This is a genomic window from Algoriphagus lutimaris (assembly GCF_017051705.1).
Lineage (GTDB): Bacteria > Bacteroidota > Bacteroidia > Cytophagales > Cyclobacteriaceae > Algoriphagus > Algoriphagus lutimaris.
On the sequence record NZ_JAFIDJ010000001.1, the window covers coordinates 2,510,707 to 2,529,807 of the forward strand.

20 protein-coding genes and 1 other RNA gene are annotated in these 19,101 nt (G+C 39.5%); 15 read left to right on the top strand and 6 right to left on the bottom strand.

Annotated elements, in window-relative coordinates; all coding sequences use genetic code 11:
• Window positions 1–62 precede the first annotated feature (62 nt).
• Complete coding sequence (gene recA / locus JYB62_RS10290; protein ID WP_205645285.1) at window positions 63–1,085, bottom strand: recombinase RecA; 1,023 nt, start codon at window positions 1,083–1,085, stop codon at window positions 63–65.
• 177 nt (window positions 1,086–1,262) lie between these two features.
• On the opposite strand from recA, the gene JYB62_RS10295 reads away from it, so the two are divergent.
• From JYB62_RS10295 to tsf, 10 genes are all read left to right on the top strand, one after another.
• Complete coding sequence (locus JYB62_RS10295; RefSeq protein WP_207758600.1) at window positions 1,263–2,054, top strand: DUF3108 domain-containing protein; 792 nt, start codon at window positions 1,263–1,265, stop codon at window positions 2,052–2,054.
• Between the two features lie 151 nt (window positions 2,055–2,205).
• Complete coding sequence (locus tag JYB62_RS10300; protein ID WP_205645287.1) at window positions 2,206–2,895, top strand: response regulator; 690 nt, start codon at window positions 2,206–2,208, stop codon at window positions 2,893–2,895.
• Between the two features lies 1 nt (window position 2,896).
• The gene (locus tag JYB62_RS10305; RefSeq protein ID WP_205645288.1) at window positions 2,897–3,958 is read left to right on the top strand and encodes a sensor histidine kinase; all 1,062 of its coding nucleotides are present in this window, start codon (window positions 2,897–2,899) and stop codon (window positions 3,956–3,958) included.
• 87 nt (window positions 3,959–4,045) lie between these two features.
• The gene (locus tag JYB62_RS10310) at window positions 4,046–4,252 is read left to right on the top strand and encodes a hypothetical protein (RefSeq protein WP_205645289.1); all 207 of its coding nucleotides are present in this window, start codon (window positions 4,046–4,048) and stop codon (window positions 4,250–4,252) included.
• 1 nt (window position 4,253) lies between these two features.
• A complete protein-coding gene (locus tag JYB62_RS10315) occupies window positions 4,254–5,384 on the top strand; it encodes a 6-bladed beta-propeller (RefSeq protein WP_205645290.1) in 1,131 nt (376 codons plus the stop codon).
• Between the two features lie 103 nt (window positions 5,385–5,487).
• Window positions 5,488–6,198 (top strand): RluA family pseudouridine synthase, encoded by a 711-nt coding sequence (locus JYB62_RS10320; protein ID WP_074222895.1) that lies wholly within the window; start codon window positions 5,488–5,490, stop codon window positions 6,196–6,198.
• A gap of 183 nt (window positions 6,199–6,381) precedes the next feature.
• Window positions 6,382–6,825, top strand: coding sequence for a 50S ribosomal protein L13 (gene rplM / locus JYB62_RS10325; RefSeq protein ID WP_205645291.1), 444 nt, complete (start codon window positions 6,382–6,384; stop codon window positions 6,823–6,825).
• 10 nt (window positions 6,826–6,835) lie between these two features.
• Window positions 6,836–7,222: a 30S ribosomal protein S9 gene (gene rpsI / locus JYB62_RS10330; RefSeq protein ID WP_074222893.1), complete on the top strand. Its 387-nt coding sequence runs from the start codon at window positions 6,836–6,838 to the stop codon at window positions 7,220–7,222.
• Between the two features lie 33 nt (window positions 7,223–7,255).
• On the top strand, window positions 7,256–8,017 hold the full coding sequence (rpsB, locus tag JYB62_RS10335; RefSeq protein WP_205645292.1) for a 30S ribosomal protein S2: 762 nt from the start codon (window positions 7,256–7,258) through the stop codon (window positions 8,015–8,017).
• Window positions 8,018–8,200: 183 nt separating this feature from the next.
• Entirely contained in the window at window positions 8,201–9,031 is an 831-nt protein-coding gene (gene tsf / locus JYB62_RS10340) for a translation elongation factor Ts (RefSeq protein ID WP_205645293.1), read from the top strand.
• A gap of 76 nt (window positions 9,032–9,107) precedes the next feature.
• On the opposite strand, the gene JYB62_RS10345 is transcribed toward tsf, so the two are convergent.
• Window positions 9,108–10,397, bottom strand: coding sequence for an aminopeptidase P family protein (locus tag JYB62_RS10345; protein ID WP_205645294.1), 1,290 nt, complete (start codon window positions 10,395–10,397; stop codon window positions 9,108–9,110).
• Between the two features lie 119 nt (window positions 10,398–10,516).
• Between JYB62_RS10345 and JYB62_RS10350 the strand changes: the two genes are divergently transcribed.
• The 4 genes from JYB62_RS10350 to JYB62_RS10365 all read left to right on the top strand — a co-directional run bounded on the left by JYB62_RS10350 (window position 10,517) and on the right by JYB62_RS10365 (window position 15,056).
• On the top strand, window positions 10,517–11,746 hold the full coding sequence (locus JYB62_RS10350) for a M16 family metallopeptidase (protein WP_205645295.1): 1,230 nt from the start codon (window positions 10,517–10,519) through the stop codon (window positions 11,744–11,746).
• A 2-nt stretch (window positions 11,747–11,748) separates the two neighbouring features.
• Window positions 11,749–12,393: an O-methyltransferase gene (locus JYB62_RS10355; protein ID WP_205645296.1), complete on the top strand. Its 645-nt coding sequence runs from the start codon at window positions 11,749–11,751 to the stop codon at window positions 12,391–12,393.
• Window positions 12,394–12,458: 65 nt separating this feature from the next.
• Window positions 12,459–14,042 (top strand): lytic transglycosylase domain-containing protein, encoded by a 1,584-nt coding sequence (locus JYB62_RS10360; RefSeq protein WP_205645297.1) that lies wholly within the window; start codon window positions 12,459–12,461, stop codon window positions 14,040–14,042.
• A gap of 21 nt (window positions 14,043–14,063) precedes the next feature.
• Window positions 14,064–15,056, top strand: coding sequence for a DUF3078 domain-containing protein (locus tag JYB62_RS10365; RefSeq protein WP_205645298.1), 993 nt, complete (start codon window positions 14,064–14,066; stop codon window positions 15,054–15,056).
• On the opposite strand, the gene JYB62_RS10370 is transcribed toward JYB62_RS10365, so the two are convergent.
• Complete coding sequence (locus JYB62_RS10370) at window positions 15,053–15,541, bottom strand: hypothetical protein (protein WP_205645299.1); 489 nt, start codon at window positions 15,539–15,541, stop codon at window positions 15,053–15,055. The two genes, JYB62_RS10365 and JYB62_RS10370, sit on opposite strands and share 4 nt — an antisense overlap.
• Window positions 15,542–15,624: 83 nt before the next feature.
• The gene (locus JYB62_RS10375) at window positions 15,625–16,770 is read right to left on the bottom strand and encodes a DNA polymerase III subunit gamma/tau (protein ID WP_074222884.1); all 1,146 of its coding nucleotides are present in this window, start codon (window positions 16,768–16,770) and stop codon (window positions 15,625–15,627) included.
• 182 nt (window positions 16,771–16,952) lie between these two features.
• Here JYB62_RS10375 and ssrA point away from each other — a divergent pair.
• Window positions 16,953–17,353, top strand: a transfer-messenger RNA (tmRNA) gene (gene ssrA, locus JYB62_RS10380).
• A gap of 81 nt (window positions 17,354–17,434) precedes the next feature.
• Here the strand turns inward: ssrA and JYB62_RS10385 are convergent.
• Together JYB62_RS10385 and JYB62_RS10390 are read right to left on the bottom strand one after the other, a co-directional pair.
• Window positions 17,435–18,451 (bottom strand): phosphotransferase, encoded by a 1,017-nt coding sequence (locus tag JYB62_RS10385; protein WP_205645300.1) that lies wholly within the window; start codon window positions 18,449–18,451, stop codon window positions 17,435–17,437.
• On the bottom strand, window positions 18,448–18,948 hold the full coding sequence (locus JYB62_RS10390) for an AAA family ATPase (RefSeq protein ID WP_205645301.1): 501 nt from the start codon (window positions 18,946–18,948) through the stop codon (window positions 18,448–18,450). Before JYB62_RS10390 ends, JYB62_RS10385 begins: the two co-directional genes overlap by 4 nt.
• Between the last annotated feature and the right edge of the window lie 153 nt (window positions 18,949–19,101).

Sequence of the window (19,101 nt, forward strand, 5' to 3'; positions counted from 1 at the left end):
AATTAGGCCAAAAAAAAGGGAAGCTTGAAGCTTCCCTTTCTCATATTGTGAGTTTATTCCACTTATTCTTTTATTTCTTCAGCCACAGCGACTAATCCTGCTGCTGCTTTAATTTTAACTTCCAATTCTTCCATTAACTCCGGATTGTCCAATAGAAGACTCTTCACAGAATCTCTTCCCTGTCCCAACTTCTCACCATTGTAAGAGAACCAAGATCCCGCCTTCTTAATAATATCGAATTCCACTCCCAAGTCGATGATCTCTCCCACTTTGGAAATTCCTTGACCATACATAATGTCAAACTCCACTACTTTGAATGGAGGAGCCACTTTGTTTTTCACCACCTTTACTCGAGTACGATTTCCTAAAATATTGTCTGCGCTTTCTTTGATTTGGCCAATTCTTCGGATATCCAATCTAACAGATGCATAGAATTTCAGGGCATTACCCCCAGTAGTGGTTTCAGGATTCCCAAACATCACCCCGATTTTCTCTCTCAGCTGGTTAATGAAGATACAGGAACATCCTGTTTTATTGATCGCTCCAGTTAATTTTCTCAAGGCTTGAGACATTAATCTAGCTTGCAATCCCATTTTGGAATCTCCCATGTCTCCTTCCAGCTCTCCCTTAGGAACCAAGGCAGCAACAGAGTCAATTACAATAATGTCGATGGCGCCAGAACGAATTAAATGCTCGGCAATTTCCAAGGCTTGTTCCCCATTGTCCGGCTGAGAAATCAACAAGTTTTCTGTGTCAATACCCAATTTTTCGGCATAGGTTTTGTCGAATGCATGTTCAGCATCAATAAACGCAGCTAAACCTCCGGCCTTTTGGGCTTCAGCGATACAATGCATGGTGAGTGTGGTTTTACCAGAAGATTCCGGTCCATAAATTTCGATCACTCGGCCACGCGGAATCCCTCCCACACCTAATGCCATATCCAATCCAAGAGAGCCTGTGGAAATAGCAGGAATATCCAGCACCTTGTTGTCGCTAAGCTTCATCACAGTACCTTTTCCATAGGTTTTCTCCAATTTATCGATGGTAAGTTGGAGCGCTTTTAGTTTTTCTGCGTTATTACTCATGAGTTTTATTTTAAGAATCTATTGTAGGTGAATTTAGTTAAACAACATGCGATAACCAAAGAAGGATCAGCCATTGTTTTCGATGAGCAAATTCGTAATTTTATTCACCAAACGACGCTTTTTTCCGTAATACCTTATGAAAAACTTAATTTTTGTCAGGTATTGTCAATAAAATTTATGAGAAAACTATCCGGAATTTTTTTCTTGACCCTAATTCTGTGGAGTTCCAATTCATTTTCCCAACAATACCCAACAAATGATGCGTTCACTTTTGGCGAAGAACTCAACTTTGAAGTGAGCTATGGCTGGTTGAATCTTGCGGATGCCAAGTTGCAAATCAATAGACGTTCCCAAACCCAAAACAACCGGCCCCATTATAAAATAGACGTGTATGGCAAGACCAAAGGAGCCGCTACGATATTCGGGAGAGTCAATGACAATTGGGGCACTTACCTAGATACCAATACCATCCAGCCTTCGGTATCTTACCGCCATATTGAAGAGGGAAAGTACAGAAAGCATGAAAAAGTGTTCTTTGACCAGTTGAATAATAAAGCATTGGTTGAACTCTATGAAAAGGACAACAGGACGCTCAAGAGCGTGAAAGAATATGATTTGCCAGGAACAGTCCAGGATTTGGTCAGTGGATTTTACTATTTAAGAACACTGGATTTAAGAAAGCTCAAGCCCGGAGAAACGGTTTTAATCCAAGGTTTCTTTGACAAAGAGATATATAACATAAAGTTAATATATGAGGGAACGGAAAAACTGGAAACCGAAATTGGAGAGAAAGAAACTTATATATTCTCTCCCCAATTACCCAAAAACAAATTGTTTCGAGGAGAGTATCCGGTAAAAGTATGGGTTACTAAGGATCAGAATAAAATTCCTGTTAAAATTAAGGCCAATTTATTTTTAGGGTCATTGAATTTTGACATCATCAATGCAAAAGGATTAAGAAACAATTAAATAAGATTCACTTAACCTTTGCTTAACCTCTCCTTTTGAAAACAGAATAATTCATTGGAAAACATAAAAAACGCCACCATATCCCGCTTTTTATTTGGCTTCAATCTTCAAATATTCCTTATTTTTAAGCGAATTATTAAGAAATGCTAGCATGAGCGATAAGCAAAAGATAAAAGTTCTCGTAGTAGATGATGAGCCGGACATTGTAGAAATCTTAAAATACAATTTGCAAAAGGAGGGCTACGAAGTGGCTACCGCAGAAGATGGTATTAAAGCAGTGAAGGTAGCATCCAAATTTTTACCTGATGTCATTCTTTTGGACATCATGATGCCAGGACAAGATGGCGTGGAGACCTGTTTACAGATTCGTCAAATTCCCGAGTTAAAAAACGCATTTGTAATCTTCTTGACGGCCCGAATGGAAGAATACTCAGAAGTGGCTGCTTTTGATGTGGGTGCAGATGACTACATCACCAAACCTATTAAACCTAGAGCCTTAATGAGTAGGATTGCTGCCTTATTCAGGAGAGAATCCAAAAAAGAGCAAGAACAGACTCAAATCAAAATCAAAGACTTGATTATTGACAGAGGAAGTTATACGATCGATAAATCAGGAAAAACCATCATCTTACCGAAGAAGGAATTTGAATTATTGTATTTCCTTGCTAAAAACCCTAATATGGTCTTCAGTAGAGATGAACTTCTTCAAAATATCTGGGGAGCAGATGTGTTTGTCCTCGCTCGAACCGTGGATGTACATATTCGGAAAGTCAGAGAAAAAATTGGAGAGGACTATATCACTACTGTAAAAGGAGTAGGATACAAGTTCGATCTAGGCTAATATGCTAACTAATTCCCGGGGTATTGCGTTAATTCTTGCTTTGGCCATCTCTGCGATGGTCGTTGCTTTCCTATCCTTATTAAACACAGTTGACACGACCATCTTGCTGGTGGCTGGAGCGATATCTTTTTCCGTGGCTTTTTTATTGACCAATATCACCTTTGAATTTCTAGTCTTTAAAGAGATCGGAAATATTTATTCCTTATTGGAAAAAATACAAAAGAAGGATTTTTCCGAAATCAGCGACAAATATTCAAAATCCTCCATTTCTCCTTTACGGAGAATCAATAAGGTGATCAACTCCTATGCCTTGACCAAGCAGAAGGAAATCGAAACCCTTCAAAAAAACGAGGCGTTTCGAAGGGAGTTCATTGCAGATATTTCCCACGAATTAAAAACCCCGATTTTTGCTACCCAAGGATATATTCTCACGTTATTGGATGGAGCTATTGATGATAAGCAGGTGCGGATGAAATTTCTGAAACGTGCCGCAAAGAGTTTGGATTCCTTGGATGTATTGGTTCAGGATTTATTAACTCTAAACCAAATGGAAAGCGGAGTGATTAAATTCACCTTTACCCAATTTGATTTAAAGGATCTCATCCTGGAAGTAATCGATCAATTGGAACATAAAGCCTCCAAAAGAGATGTGGAGATCAAATTCAATTACGAGGAAGGCAAAAATTACATTACGACCGCTGACAGGCAAAAAATTTATCGGGTTTGCCAAAACCTGATTTTCAATGCTGTCAAATACAATAATAATAAAGGAGAGGTTAAGGTAACGTTGAAGACCAGCAAGAACAGTATTCAGGTGGACATCAAGGATGATGGACAAGGAATCCCGCCTGAGGACCTCAAGCGAATCTTCGAGCGATTCTATCGAGTCGAAAAAAGCCGATCCAAAAAAGAGGGGGGAACCGGTCTGGGCTTGGCAATTGTCAAGCATATTCTAGAGGGACATAAAAGCAAAATATCTGTGAGCTCTACGGTGGGCAAGGGGTCGATATTTAGTTTTTCACTTCCTTTAGTAAAAGAAACCGTATCTACAGTTAAGGCTTGATTCCCATTACAATGAAAATATTTTTAATTATACACTTTGGATTTTAGTTATTTTTTTTAAACTTCATTTCACTAAAAATAGTTTACAATGAAGAATTTAATTTCAACTTTTATGCTTTTTGGCATCTTTAGCCTAACGGGAATTGTAAATGCTCAGATTTATAAGCAACCGGATATTTGTGGGGAATATATAAAAGGGTGTAGAAGTGTTGTGGAGAAATGCAGGTTCACTGGAACAGCCTATTGTGTGATCTCGGATCAAGTTCCTTGTGAAGAGGCTTGTCAAATAGCTTAATATGCGGTTTAGTTATTTGTCCATATTCATATTATTGATTTCTTGTCAAGAATCGGACAATGACTCCTTGGAGCGGATTCAAATTGAATTTGGGAATGAAATTGAAAATCTTAGTGAGATAGCTTCCACAATTGAATATATTCCGCTCCAAGATCAACCTCCTCATTTTTTAGGGAATATTGATAAAATGATTTTAACCGATAACCTTATTATTGCTGGGGATATTTCGACTAGACCAAGCATTAATATATACGATACATTAGGGAATTTTCTTTCATCCATTGATTATTATGGAGATGGACCAGGTGAATATACTCATATCTCAGATTTTGGTTTTGATCCAATAAAAAAGATAATTTCTGTTAGCTTGGTCAGTAAAATCATTTTTTATGACCTGAAAGGAAATTTCCTGGGCGAACATCGTACAGATGTAGTTTATTATAAGCATATTCCTTTAGATGATGGTAAATTTCTGATCTATATTCCACAGGTATCAGCACCTGAATTAATTGGCACGGGATATAAAGAAGGCATCCTATTTTTAGAAGATCCTGTTCAAGAAACATCAAAGCAAATATTAAAACACACGTTTCCTAAGGGTATAAATACACCTTACCTTTTTGAACGAAATGTTTTTCAAATCGGAAAAAATGAAAAATTAGCTTTTTCGCATAGCTTTAATGATACGGTTTATGTTTTTGACAAAAACTACAATTTAGAGAAGAAGATTTTAATTGAACTAGGAGACTTTAAATTAGAAAATAAACATTTTGATAAATTTGACGAGGCTGTGGAAGCACTAAATAATGTAGGGGAAAAAGCATTTAACCAAAATTACCTTATGTTTAATGGAGATTATTTATCCGGTAAAATCCGAAAGGATGGGTATTCTTATTTTTTTATAAATAACATTAGAAATAAAAAGACATGGCTGGTAGGGGAATATGTCAATAATATTGATGGAATGCTATCCTACTTCCAACTTAGAGGAATGAAAAACAATACAATATTTAGTATTCATAGGTATGAAGAACTAGATCAAGAAATCTCTAAAAGGATAATTAATCCAGCATTAAAAAAGAAAATAGAAGACAACTTATTTTTTATAGCCAAATACAAATTAAAGGATTAATGAAAGAAACATTAAATTTAAGTTACTCAAATCCTTTTGAATACTTTTCTTCACAATGTTTTTTACCTACTTTTGCACCCTCTTTGAAGAGGCAGGAGAATCCATGAAGAAAATTGATTTTCAAAAACTTATTCTGTTTGAAAATGCGGATTACCTGGTAATCAACAAACCACCGTACCTATCGAGCTTAGACGATCGGCACGAAGCGCAGAACATACTTGACCTTGCCAAGGCACACACTCCCGATGCCCAACTGTGCCATCGACTGGACAAGGAAACGTCAGGCTGCCTGGTGATTGCCAAGAATCCGGAGGCCTACAGGCATTTGGCTATTCAGTTTGAAAACAGAAAAGTGGACAAAGTCTATCATGCGGTAGTGGAAGGGATTAAGGATTTCCAGAATGAACTGGTAGATCGAAACCTGGCAGCTACTAAAAAAGGAATCGCCAAAGTCACTAAAGATGGAAAGCCTGCGCAGACCTATTTCAATACGTTGAAAACATATTATGCGCATACGCTGGTAGAATGCAAACCTGTCACGGGCAGATTGCATCAGATCCGTGTTCATTTGGCTTACCTGAAGTCACCAATATGTGGGGACACTTTATATGGAGGCAAGCCTTTATTACTTTCTTCACTCAAGCGCCGATTCAATCTTAAGAAGGACACAGAAGAGTTACCTATCATGCAGCGGGTTTCTCTCCATGCCTTTTCTATTGGATTTGAGGGATTGGATGGTAAAAAGCTGAAAATTGAAGCACCTTATCCGAAAGATTTTCAGGTATTGGTCAAACAATTAGCTAAAACCGCTTAACCCAATTAATTCAAAATAAAAAGTATGGAAAATCGATCTCTAGAAGGGGATTTTGGGCTAAGCCAATGAAAATTAGGACTTAGTATTCAAAATATTTTGCATGAAAAATAAAATACTTCTATCTTTGTGTCCCTTTTTGAGGGTGAAATAAATTTAACAAGCTAAAAATTAAACAGTTACACAGTGGATACTTTGAGCTATAAGACCGTATCAGCCAATGCCGCGACTGTAGAAAAGCAATGGGTCGTAGTGGATGCCCAAGCTGCAGTTTTGGGTAGATTGGCAAGTGAGGTCGCAAAAATCTTAAGAGGTAAGACAAAGCCAAGCTTTACTCCTCACGTGGATTGTGGTGACAATGTCATCGTAATCAACGCAGACAAAGTCCGTTTGACTGGTGATAAGTGGAACTCCAAAGTTTATGTGAGACACACTGGATACCCAGGAGGACAACGCATTTCTACACCAAGATTATTGAAGGAAAAGTCTGCTTCTATCTTGGTTGAGAAAGCTGTAAGAGGCATGCTACCTAAGAATAGATTAGGAAGAAAATTATACGGCAACTTGTACGTGTATAACGGATCTGAACATCCGCACGAAGCACAGCAGCCTAAAACTATCACTCTTTAATCGCTAAATCATGGAAATGATCAATACAATCGGTAGAAGAAAGACCTCTGTAGCCAGAATTTATATGGCTCCAGGAAGCGGTCAAATCTCCGTAAACAATCAGTCAATCGAAGTTTACTTCCCATTTGATCTTCACCAGATCGTTGTGAAGCAGCCGTTGGCTCTTGTTGGCGTGGAGGGTAATTATGATATTAAGATCAATGTAGACGGTGGTGGTATCAAAGGGCAAGCGGAAGCTGCTCGTATGGCTATCTCTAGAGCTTTATGTCAATTTGACGAAGAGCACAGACCAGCATTGAAAAAAGAAGGTTTCTTGACTCGTGACCCTAGAATGGTTGAACGTAAGAAGCCAGGACGTAGAAAAGCAAGAAGAAAATTCCAGTTCTCTAAACGTTAATCCGGAAGTTCTTCCTTTTATAAAAATATTATTATGGCCAAATTAGAATATAAAGACTTACTAGATGCTGGTGTTCACTTCGGACACTTGACGAGAAAGTGGGATCCAAGAATGGCTCCATACATTTTCATGGAGAAAAATGGTATCCACATCATCGATCTAAATAAAACGCTTGCTTGCCTCGACGAAGCATCTAACGCAATCAAGCAAGTAGTACGCTCAGGCAAAAAAGTGATGTTCGTAGCTACTAAGAAACAAGCAAAAGACCTAGTAGCAGCAGAAGCTCAGCGTCTTAACATGCCTTATGTAACCGAAAGATGGTTAGGCGGTATGTTGACCAACTTCGCTACTATCCGTAAATCATTGAAGAAAATGTCCGGTTTGGACAAATTGATGAAGGAAGAGTCCTATGCTAACTTAGCTAAGAAGGAGCGCTTGATGATCTCCCGTCAGAAAGACAAAATGGAAGATGTACTTGGTGGTATCTCAGACTTGAGCAGACTTCCAGCAGCACTTTTCATTGTTGACATCAAGAGAGAACACATTGCAATTGCTGAAGCAAAGAAGCTTGGTATCCCTGTTTTCGCATTGGTTGATACGAACTCTAACCCGAACGAGGTTGATTTCCCAATCCCTGCCAATGACGATGCATTCAAATCCGTATCCTTGCTAGTGAAAGCGTTTGGTGCAGCTATCGAAGAAGGTCTTTCAGAAAGAAAGAAGGACAAAGAAGAAGCTAAACTTTCTGAAGAGGAAGAAGCTAAAAAAGCTGTGGACACTGAAACTAAAGGATAATCCACACTTGATTTGAAATATAAAAAATTGAACATGTGGTTTCGGCCTATGTTCAATTTTTTGTTTAAAAGATAATTAGAGCCAATCTAATCGTCAAACAATAATAGTACAACCTTCACCCTACTTGAAAGGAAAGGTTCTCCAAATAAAAATATTCTGTTTACTATTTAAACCGATAATACAATGGCAATTACTGCACAAGAAGTAAATAAACTGAGACAAATGACCGGTGCCGGTATGATGGATTGCAAGAAAGCTTTGACTGAAGCTGAAGGCGATTTTGAAAAAGCTGTGGACATCCTTAGAAAAAAAGGTCAAAAAGTATCAGCTTCTAGAGCTGATCGTGAAACTAAAGAAGGTGTAGTTGTAACAAGCGTTTCTGACAACGGTGCAAAAGGAACTTTGCTTTCTTTGACTTGCGAAACTGACTTCGTTGCCAAAAACGAAGAGTATGTTGCATTTGCCAACACACTTCTTGACATGGCTGTTGCTGCTGGAGCTTCTTCTATTGAAGAAATCCATGCATTACCTTTCGAAAACATCACTGTTGCTGAGAAAATCGTTGAGATGACAGGTAAAATCGGTGAGAAAATCGAAATCTCTAACTACGAAGTGATCAACGCTGAGACTGTAGTTCCTTACATCCACTCTAATGGTAAATTAGGTGTATTGGTAGGATTGGTTAATACTTCCGGTGCTGATGTAGAAGATGCTGGTAAAGATGTTGCGATGCAGATTGCAGCAATGAACCCAGTTGCCGTTGATAAAGACGGTGTAGATTCTTCTGTAGTAGAAAGAGAAATCGAAGTAGGTAAAGAGCAAGCTAGAGCTGAAGGTAAGCCTGAAGAAATGCTTGAGAAAATTGCTTTAGGTAAACTGAACAAATTCTACAAAGAAAACACCTTGTTGAGCCAAGTATTCGTTAAAGATAGCAGCAAAACTATTGCTCAATACCTTGACAGCGTAAGCAAAGGTTTGACAGTTTCTGCCTTCAAGAGAATCTCTATCGGATAATTCATCCCGATTCTAGATCATAAAAAAATCCTCTTCAATTAATTTTGAAGGGGATTTTTTATTTCTCCGTTTGAACTTAAGAGTTCATCAACTCCTCTATCTCCTCCGCCTCTATCGGAATATCTCCCATCAAGTCAAGATATCCATTCTCCTGAACAACAATATTGTTCTCCAATCGAATTCCCATTCCTTCGGCAGGAATATAAATTCCAGGCTCCACAGTAAAGACCATTCCTGGCTTGATCGGTCCATGCATCGTCCCCACATCATGCACATCCAATCCCAAATGATGGGAAGTCCCATGCATAAAGTACTTTTTAAAGGCTGGCCAATTTGGGTCTTGGTTTTTCACATCCGTCTGATCAATCAACCCCAACCCAATCAATTCGCTTTGCATGATCAACCCCACTTCCTTATGATAATCCTGTATATTTTGGCCAGGTATAAGCATACTGGAAGCTTGATTCTTCACCCTTAAAACCGCATCATACACCGCTCTTTGTCTCTTGGTAAATCTTCCGTTCACAGGAATGGTTCGCGTCATGTCTGCATTGTAGTTTCCATACTCTGCTCCCACATCCATCAAAATCAATTCACCATCCTTACACTCTTTGTTATTTTCCAAATAATGCAACACACAGGCACTACCGCCTGAGGCAATGATCGGTTCGTATGCAAAACCTTTGCTTCGATTTCTGACGAATTCATGCAGATACTCCGCCTCAATTTCATATTCCGTTACCCCAGGCTTTACAAAAGACAATATCCTTCTGAATCCTTTGTTGGTGATATCACAAGCAATCTGCAGCTGATCGATCTCCTCCTGCTCTTTCACCCCTCTTAATTCATGCATAATAGGGGCGGCTCGCTCGTATTCATGCAAAGGAAATTGGGCCTTACAAGTCTTGATGAATCGCGCATCTCTGGTTTCTACCACTACACCGGCTCTCAAATGCTCATTGGTATTCAAATACACTTGATCAGAAAGCGCCATGACTGTTCCAAAAATTTGATCAAAACTGGAAAGCCACTGGATATTTTGAATCCCAGAAGCCGCTTCAGCCTCCTCTTTGGTGTACTTATGCCCTTCCCAAATAGCAATCAGCTCGCTGGTTTCACGAAGGAACAAAACCTCTCTCATGGCTGGATTGGGACAATCAGGAGCCAATAACAAAATCGTTTCTTCCTGGTCTATTCCACAGAGATAAAATAGGTCGTTATTCTGGCGGAATTTCATCGTCCCATCTGCATTGGTAGGCATGATGTCATTTGCATTGAAAATGGCTACACTGTTCTTTTTCAGTTTAGCTGCAAATTTGGCTCTATTTTTTATGTATAAACTCTGGGGTAATGGTTGATATTTCATAAATCCTTTCTGATTTTTTCAAAGCCGAAGTTACTAAAATCTGCTTCAAAAGGAGAGGAAAACAAGGTGGGAAACAAATTGATGCTTTTCTTTGTATTTTACCGAGAAGGTATTCAAAAATGGATTTAAACATCAAGGAATTAAAGAACGGAATCCGGATCGTTCATCAGGAAGTCACACATACCCGATTGGTACATTGCGGCTTTATCTTGAACATAGGCAGCAGAGATGAAACGAAAGAGCAGGAAGGCCTAGCCCACTTCTGGGAACACATGGCCTTCAAAGGAACCAAGAAAAGAAAAACATTCCATATCCTCAATAGACTGGAATCGCTGGGTGGAGAGTTAAATGCCTATACCACCAAAGAGAAAGTTTGCTTCTATGCTTCTACCTTGAAGGAGCATTATTCCAAAGCAGCTGATTTGCTTTATGACATCACTTTTAACAGTACCTTCCCTCAAAAACAGATAGAAAAGGAACGGCAGGTCATTTTAGAAGAAATGGCCATGTATCGGGATTCTCCAGAAGATTCTATTCAAGATGAATTGGACGAATTGGTGTTTGAAAATCATTCTCTTGGTAGAAATATTCTGGGAAATGAAGAGACAGTCGGAAGTTTTTCACATTTGGACTTCATCGATTTTATTTCTACCCAGCTGGATACCCATCAGATCATATTTTCGGTAGTTGGGAATATATCCTTTTCCAAAGTTTTAAAATCCATTGAAGGCCCTTTAAATGAAATTCAGGAAAAGCGAAGCCTCTATGTGCGAAATGGTTTCCATACCTACCTGCCAAAAACCAAAATCATTGAGCGTGAAATTTCTCAGTCTCTTTGTGCCATAGGAAGACCTGCGTATTCCTTACATGACCCCAACCGGTACAAGTTGTTTTTACTTAACAATATTCTAGGTGGGCCCAGTATGAACAGCCGATTGAATTTGACTCTGAGAGAACGGTATGGCTATGTGTACAACATCGAGTCTACCTACTCACCTTTTTCGGATACCGGTTTTTTTGGGGTGTATTTCGGAACAGAAGAGAAAACCTTGAAAAAAGCCCAAAGTCTGGTCATGAAAGAAATGGCGACGCTTCAAAAGAAGAAACTTGGGAAAATCCAGCTTCAAATGGCCAAGGAACAAGCCATCGGGCAAATGGCAATGGCCGAAGAGAATTATGCAGGTTTGATGCTGGTATATGGAAAAAGCCTTCTAGATCATGATAAAGTAGATCCTTTAGAAAGTATCTTTGAAAAAATAAAGAACACGACAGCTGATGAACTTCAGGAGATTGCCAATGAGATTTTCAATCCTGAAAACATGAGTTTTCTAACGTATAAGCCCCAATAATCATGGAATTTATCTCCGATGACTTATTACAATATTGCGAAAATCACACCAGCGAAGAGGATTTATTGCTTCAAAAAATCACCAGAGAGACCCAGCTGAAAGTCTTGAAACCGAGAATGCTTTCCGGTCAACTTCAAGGAAAAATGCTGGAACTATTTACCAAAATGATCAATCCAAAAATCGCTTTGGAAGTAGGAACTTATACAGGTTATTCAGCCATCTGTATAGCCAGGGGATTAAGCAAATCCTGTAAACTCATCACTATGGACATCAATGATGAGTTGGAAACGATGGTCAGAGGATTTTTTGATGAAAGTGGCCTAGCAGATCAAATTGATTACCGTTTAGGAAATGCATTGGACCTACTTCCGGAAGTGGAAGGACCGATTGATATGGCTTTTATCGATGCGGATAAAATCAATAATGAAAAATATTACGAGCTGATTCTGGAAAAAATGAATCCCGGAGGGATTATCATGGCAGACAATGTCCTTTGGTCGGGCAAGGTATTGACAGAAGAAGGAAAGAAAATCGATAAAGATACCCAGGCAATTCTTGACTTTAATTCAAAAATAACTCAGGATCCAAGGGTAGAAAATGTGCTTTTACCAATTCGGGATGGCATCATGATGGCGAGAAAATTATAGCATATTCAAAAAGGGAATCATTTTTGCTAAAAAGAGGCTGAGCACTAGATTAAAGCCTTTTTGGAATGAGTAAATACATATTTTCAACCCTTCTTTTCATCCTCACGCTCTTCAGCAGCTTTTCTTTGCATGCACAGATTCCGCAAGTACCTGCTGAATTGGAGTTTGCAGATTTAATTGTAAGAATTAATCCACAAGCGAGAAGGGAAATTCAACTGGATGTAGACGCTCAATACAGAAACCCTGAATATTTCAAAATCAAGCGGGAACGGGTCAATTTATATATGCCGATTATCGAAGATATACTTCGAGACAATCAGGTTCCTGAGGATTTAAAATACCTGGTAATCCAGGAAAGCTCCCTCATAGCCGATGCGGTTTCTACCTCCAATGCGGTTGGATTTTGGCAATTCAAACAGGGTACTGCAGAGGAAGTATTTCTTCGCGTGGACAATCAGATCGATGAACGAAAGAATATTGTTTCCTCTACCCGTGGTGCGGCTTTGTATTTAAAAAAGCATAACAACACTTTTGACAATTGGATGTGTGCTTTGGTTTCCTATCAAATGGGACTAGGTGGTGCAAAAGCCTATTTTGGAACAAGATATAATGGAAAGCGTGTGGTGGATGTAGACAGGAATACGCATTGGTATTTCAAAAAGTTCTTGGCCCATAAAATTGCCTTTGAAAACCAACTAGGTGTACTCACTTCCAATTCTAGAATGGTAGAAGTCCCTATTCAAGGTCCAACTACCCTAGCTGCCTTGGCCAAAAAATATGGAGTATCTGAGTCGCATTTAAAAGAATACAATAAATGGACCTCCAATGGTAAAATCCCAGGCGATAGAACCTATGGACTAGTCTATATCCAAGATGGCACGCTACCGGTACAACCAGCCATTATTAAAAGTAGTCCATCCAAAAACAGTTCTAACAGTAACAATTCGTTAGCCAATTCACCAGCTTATAAGCAGGCTAACTCCTATCCAAGGATCAACGGAAATACGACCAAAGCGAGTCAGCCAGACCAAATTACTGTCAATGACATCGAAGGGGTTCAAGCCTCACAGACCACTACTCAAAGTAACTTCACTGATAAGATTGGAATCAAGGAGAAGAAATTTAGAAGACTCAATGATCTTGATCCTGGAGAAAGAATTGAAGCGGGAGAATACTATTATACCAAGAAAAAGAAATCCAAAGCTGAAGTTGAGCACCATATAGTGATGCCGGGAGAAACACTTTGGAGCATTTCTCAAAAGTATGGACTCAAGCTTTCTTCTTTGAAATCTAAAAACCGCATCAGAAAAGACTCTGACCTGAAAGTAGGTATGGTATTGAATCTTCAAGATCACAGGAAACGTGGGGAGGATATCCGGGTTGTCAATATCAAGAAAGCTCCTCCAGCCCAGAAGGCGGTAGTTGCCAGTAGCTCAAGATCCAAAGGACCTTCACAGCAAGCTAAAACCTCCACTGCATCAAATCTAAGTTCTGAGGGAAAGATTACTCACGTGGTAAGCAAAGGTGACACGCTTTTTGCGATCAGTAAAAAATATGGGGTTACAGTCAATGACTTAAAATCCTGGAACAACATTGGCAGTCAAAACATCATTAGCATCGGTCAGAAATTGGTTATCTTCACGCCTTGATCCTATTATCTTCATTTTTGAATGCGTAATTACCTCCTTTTTATAGGATTTCTTTTGTTTGGAATGAGTCATCAGGTATTGGCTCAAGACCGACTGATTATCCCAGATACTGTATTGATCAATGGGGACACCTTATTAATGCTTGGCGACTCCTTGTTGGTGGAAGAACCTAAAAAAGAAATCTTTTGGGAGACCGGAGGTAATTATAACTTAAATATTCAACAAGTGACAATAAGCAATTGGGCAGCGGGTGGAGCTAGCTCTTTTGCACTCAATTCAGGGATTACCATTTTCGCGAATTATAAGAAGGATAAAAAAGTCTGGGACACACAAGTCACCATTAACTTAGGAATGAACCGTCAAGATGACCGTGATTTTAGAACGCGGAAAAGTAATGACAACTTCATTTTCGTCAGTAATTATGGCCGGGAGCTTTCGGAAAAATTTTACCTATCTACCCAATTGGATGCTCGTACGCAATTGCTGGCAGGTTATAAATATTCCAGACCCTCCGGAAGTGATCAAGATGTAAGAACCAAAATATCGGATTTACTCTCTCCAGGTTATGTTCAATCTTCGACAGGTTTGAACTATAGAAGAACCTATTCTGATAAAAGCAAGTTGTCGGTCATCCTATCTCCATTTACGGGACGTTTTACGATTGTGATGGACGATTCTTTGAGTCGTGCGGGGGCATTTGGGGTAGTTCCTGGAGAAAATGTCCGTGCCGAAGCAGGTATGTCATTAGCAACTTCCGTAGCAGATATTCAGCTCATGGAAAATATCACCTGGAAAGCAGATCTCAACCTTTTCTCGAATTACGAACGGTTTGGTAACATGGTCGTGAATTTCAACTCCACCATTCGGATGAAAGTGAACAAGTACATTTCTACCAGGATGGAAACCAGAATTATCTATGATGAGGAGGTGTTTATCAAACAAGATGACGGCAGTTCAAAACAGGCAGTTCAGCTCCAGAATTTGATAAATTTTGGGATATCCCTGGATTTCTAGTAGTCTGTTTCCAGACCAAATCTTTTTTGGAACTCGGCTAATGCCGCATGCTTTTCCTTTAGGAATCGAAGCTTATCGGAACTAGTATAAAGTTTATTGGTAGCGGATTCCAGCTCCTCTTTTACCACTAATTTTATAGCCAGTTTACCCGCTCCTGTCAGATCTCTGATTAAGGACAATAACTCCGGCTTCATTTTCTGCGCAATTTCTTCCTGAACATGCCCCATAACTTCCAAACAAATTTCATGTCCTTCCAACTTGATTGGTTGGTTCAAAATCGCATGTTCCAATACTTTACCTTGCACCCTAAAATGATCCAATACCTTTGGTATTACCTCATCCAACATGGTTTGAGTTAATTGAAGCGTATTAACAGGCTCAACTACTTTTGCCTCCGCTTTCCGCTGCTCAATTCTTTTTTCCTCATCCTTCGCTTTCTCCTCCAAAATCTTTTTGGTATGAGACAAGCTGGTAGGAATAGACATGGTCCTTTGAACAGGAACAGACTTAGCTTTAGTTATTGGGGTAGAATTTGAATCGGAAGGAGCTGCTTTAGACTCTGATTTACTCAGACTTTTTTTTTTGATTCCTCGGCAGCCAGAGTTGCTAATTTGAAGACCTGAGGCAGTTTGGCCATTTTCATCAATGCCAGTTCTACATGGAGGCGTTGATTTTTGGAGGTCTTATAATTGATATCGCATTGGTTGGCAATATTTAGAGCTGACAACAAAAAGGATACGGAAGTTGCTCCCGTCTGTTGTAAGTATCTTTCTTTTGCACTTTCAGAAACCTGGATTAATTCCACGGTAGCGGGATCCTTTGCCACCAACAAATCTCTAAAATGCTCACAGAGGCCAACAATGAAATTATGACCATCAAAGCCTTTCTTCAGGATCTCATCGAATATCAACAATGCCTTGGATAAATCTTCCTCAATCAAGGCATCTACTACTTTGAAATAGTAATCGTAATCAAGGATATGAAGATTGTCGATGGTTTCCAGATAGGTGACTTTCTTGCCCGCAGAATAGGTGACGATCAAATCAAAAATAGATAAGGCATCACGGAGCGCACCATCCGCTTTGGTGGCTATCAATCTCAAGGCTTCCTCTTCGTAGTCTACCTGTTCCTTCTCTGCAATGTATTTTAGATGCTCAGCAATATGTTTGATCTGAATTCTGTTGAAATCAAAAATCTGGCATCGGGAAAGTATCGTCGGGATGATCTTATGCTTCTCTGTAGTAGCAAGAATGAAAATCGCATATTTCGGAGGCTCTTCCAAAGTTTTCAGAAAGGCATTGAAGGCCTGATTGGAAAGCATATGAACCTCATCAATAATATATACCTTGTATTGACCTTTTTGAGGCGCATAGCGCACTTGGTCCACCAGGTTTCTAATATCATCTACCGAGTTATTGGATGCTGCATCCAGCTCATAGATATTAAAAGAACTGTTATTTTTGAAAGAAACACAGGATTCACATTCCCCGCATGCTTCCTGATCTGCTTGCCGATTTTCGCAGTTAATGGTTTTAGCCAAAATCCGGGCACAGGTAGTTTTACCTACACCACGAGGTCCACAAAATAGGAAAGCCTGAGCTAAGTGATTGTTTTTAATCGCATTTTGAAGAGTCGTGGTAATGTGCTGCTGCCCAACCACACTCTTGAAATCTGCTGGTCTGTATTTTCTTGCCGAAACGACGAAGTTTTCCATCACCGCAAGATATAAAAAACTCCATATTCGGGAAGCCTAAATGTATGTGATCTGCGACAATTTCTGATAAAATATTGATTTCCAATTCAAGAATTTTAAAAAAGCCCAATTGGAGGAGGAGAAACAAAAAACTATGTACTCTTGGAACCAAAAATCTATTACTTTTGTCATCCTTATCAAATGGGGCTGACCGGTATTGACAGTAAGTGTAAAGATCGGGCTCGCATGCAGGCTGGAGTATGTACGGCCTTGAAAGATTCATACGAACTATAATTGGCGAAAATTCTTACGCCATGGCTGCCTAATCTACCCTCTTAGGATAGATCGCTTAAAGGGTTGAGTTACTAGAGTAATTCCCCAGCCACATCTCACCGTCCGTTATCTGGTCCGGACGGATTTGAGGTGTCGACTTGATCAGGTTGCGGCTTGTGATGCTATTAAGCAAGTCTAAGATCAATAGCTAAGCCGGAACAAGGTGTGTCATCCAGCATATTTCGGTCGAAAACCTAACAGGTGACTAAGCATGTAGACGGTACGGTGTTTCCTTATCTGGACGCGAGTTCGAATCTCGCCAGCTCCACAAAAAGCCTTCAGATCTTTTCTGAAGGCTTTTTTGTTGATGCCCCCATTTATTTGTTTAACGCTACCACCCTGCCCAATTTTTTCAACCTTCGAGCTGATCCAAATAGCTAACAAACAATGAAAAATACTTATTAAAGGCATTTAGGTAGAGCTTCTTATCCTTTTTCTCTCTTGCCTGGGAAATCTCGATGGCGAAAACTTTTGCTCGAATATTGGCTCTTAAACACTTGTAATAATTGAACAATTTTTCTTCTTGTTCAGAAACGGTCTCCCCTTGTTGCTCAAAATAGGTAGTCAAAAAAATCCTCGACAAATCTTCTCGTCCCCAACTTTCCAAATCCATACAAAGGAAAGCCACTTCATACAACACATCGATCTGTCTGAAGTCTTCTTTAAATTCTATGCAATCAAAAAGTACAGGATTTTCCATCAAAAATACATTCCCTCCATGCAAATCCCCATGAACATCTCTTACAAACCCTTCTGTAGATCTCTTTTCTAGGAGTTTTGAGTTGCTCGTCAAAAACAAGTCGCTCAACCTAACTGCCCTATGTAATTGCTCTTTGAGTTCCTCATAATTAGGGAGCTCTTCCAATACTTTTTTTATACTCAAAATATCATTGAAGGTCTCTTTCGATTTTTGTAAGTCAAAAGACCGATGGATCACTCGGGCTTTTTTGTGGAAACTCGCCACCTGATGGGCTAATTTTTCTATGGCTTCTGAAGACACCTCTGCTTTCTCCAAAAGTCGATCCATCCGCATATCCTCATCCATTCTCTTCATCACCACAGCGAAATCCCGAGGCAATCCTTTTTCCCCTCCAATGGACCAATGGCCTTCTTCAAAATAAACTGGTTCCACCCCCAAGTAGATATCAGTAAACCTTGCATTCAGGTACACTTCCTGCTCACAGTAATACCGCCGCTTTTCCAAACTGGAGAAATCAACAAAAGACAAGTGAACGGGTTTCTTGATTTTAAAAGCACGGTCCCCGGATAGGATGACCCAAGAAATATGAGTCTCTACCAATTTTCCCTTTAGGAGCTGCCCTTTAAAATTTCCGGACCGGAATAAACTTTTTATTTCGGAAGAATTCATTGGTCAGGGTTAATATAGTCCATCGCCTGCTGAAGCATCTTATCCAGATTTGATTCTCCAGAAGTTACAGAAAGGAAAGGCGGACGAACAGGATCAAAATCTTTTTTCAGTTTCAAATACACCTCATAGTTTGCCTCACTAGTTTTTCTTGGTTTTTTCAGCCTTTTTTTCACCAATGATTCATTTGCTTCCACCAAAATGGTGCTCAAAGGAACTTCATACCTGGATGAAAGTTGATAAATCAACTCTCGATATTCCTTCAATTGAAAGGTAGCATCCACTACCACCGATTTCTCTTCTAGGACTAACGCTTCCGTGCGTCGGCACAATTCTCGATACACCTCCATTTTATCCTCTTTCGAATAGCTCCCCATTTTATGAAGTTCTTTTCGGATCACATCATTTTCCAAATGGACTGCCTTGAGCTGTGCTGACAGCTTAGATGCAAAATAGCTTTTCCCGGAACCGGGAAGTCCCATGACCATGATCAACAACATATCTCCTACTTATTTTTCTAACTCCTGATGTATAATCCAATGTGTAAAAGGAAGGAATCTAGACTAATTTAAAAAAAAGAAGCTGCCTAAACCGCTTTTCTAACTGGTTCTCTTACTCCAAGTTGAAATCGCAAGGGTCTTAGCAGCCTCTAT

Bases quoted from the DNA above. Each gene is read 5' to 3' on its own strand.
- JYB62_RS10305 (WP_205645288.1), top strand. From the start codon at position 2,897: ATGCTAACTAATTCCCGGGGTATTGCGTTAATTCTTGCTTTGGCCATC.
- tsf (WP_205645293.1), top strand. From the start codon at position 8,201: ATGGCAATTACTGCACAAGAAGTAAATAAACTGAGACAAATGACCGGT.
- JYB62_RS10390 (WP_205645301.1), bottom strand. From the start codon at position 18,948: ATGTTGTTGATCATGGTCATGGGACTTCCCGGTTCCGGGAAAAGCTAT.
- rpsB (WP_205645292.1), top strand. From the start codon at position 7,256: ATGGCCAAATTAGAATATAAAGACTTACTAGATGCTGGTGTTCACTTC.
- JYB62_RS10300 (WP_205645287.1), top strand. From the start codon at position 2,206: ATGAGCGATAAGCAAAAGATAAAAGTTCTCGTAGTAGATGATGAGCCG.
- JYB62_RS10295 (WP_207758600.1), top strand. From the start codon at position 1,263: ATGAGAAAACTATCCGGAATTTTTTTCTTGACCCTAATTCTGTGGAGT.
- JYB62_RS10320 (WP_074222895.1), top strand. From the start codon at position 5,488: ATGAAGAAAATTGATTTTCAAAAACTTATTCTGTTTGAAAATGCGGAT.
- JYB62_RS10345 (WP_205645294.1), bottom strand. From the start codon at position 10,397: ATGAAATATCAACCATTACCCCAGAGTTTATACATAAAAAATAGAGCC.
- JYB62_RS10310 (WP_205645289.1), top strand. From the start codon at position 4,046: ATGAAGAATTTAATTTCAACTTTTATGCTTTTTGGCATCTTTAGCCTA.
- JYB62_RS10385 (WP_205645300.1), bottom strand. From the start codon at position 18,451: ATGAATTCTTCCGAAATAAAAAGTTTATTCCGGTCCGGAAATTTTAAA.
- JYB62_RS10365 (WP_205645298.1), top strand. From the start codon at position 14,064: ATGCGTAATTACCTCCTTTTTATAGGATTTCTTTTGTTTGGAATGAGT.
- JYB62_RS10315 (WP_205645290.1), top strand. From the start codon at position 4,254: ATGCGGTTTAGTTATTTGTCCATATTCATATTATTGATTTCTTGTCAA.
- recA (WP_205645285.1), bottom strand. From the start codon at position 1,085: ATGAGTAATAACGCAGAAAAACTAAAAGCGCTCCAACTTACCATCGAT.
- JYB62_RS10370 (WP_205645299.1), bottom strand. From the start codon at position 15,541: ATGTCTATTCCTACCAGCTTGTCTCATACCAAAAAGATTTTGGAGGAG.
- rpsI (WP_074222893.1), top strand. From the start codon at position 6,836: ATGGAAATGATCAATACAATCGGTAGAAGAAAGACCTCTGTAGCCAGA.
- JYB62_RS10350 (WP_205645295.1), top strand. From the start codon at position 10,517: ATGGATTTAAACATCAAGGAATTAAAGAACGGAATCCGGATCGTTCAT.
- JYB62_RS10360 (WP_205645297.1), top strand. From the start codon at position 12,459: ATGAGTAAATACATATTTTCAACCCTTCTTTTCATCCTCACGCTCTTC.
- JYB62_RS10375 (WP_074222884.1), bottom strand. From the start codon at position 16,770: ATGGAAAACTTCGTCGTTTCGGCAAGAAAATACAGACCAGCAGATTTC.
- JYB62_RS10355 (WP_205645296.1), top strand. From the start codon at position 11,749: ATGGAATTTATCTCCGATGACTTATTACAATATTGCGAAAATCACACC.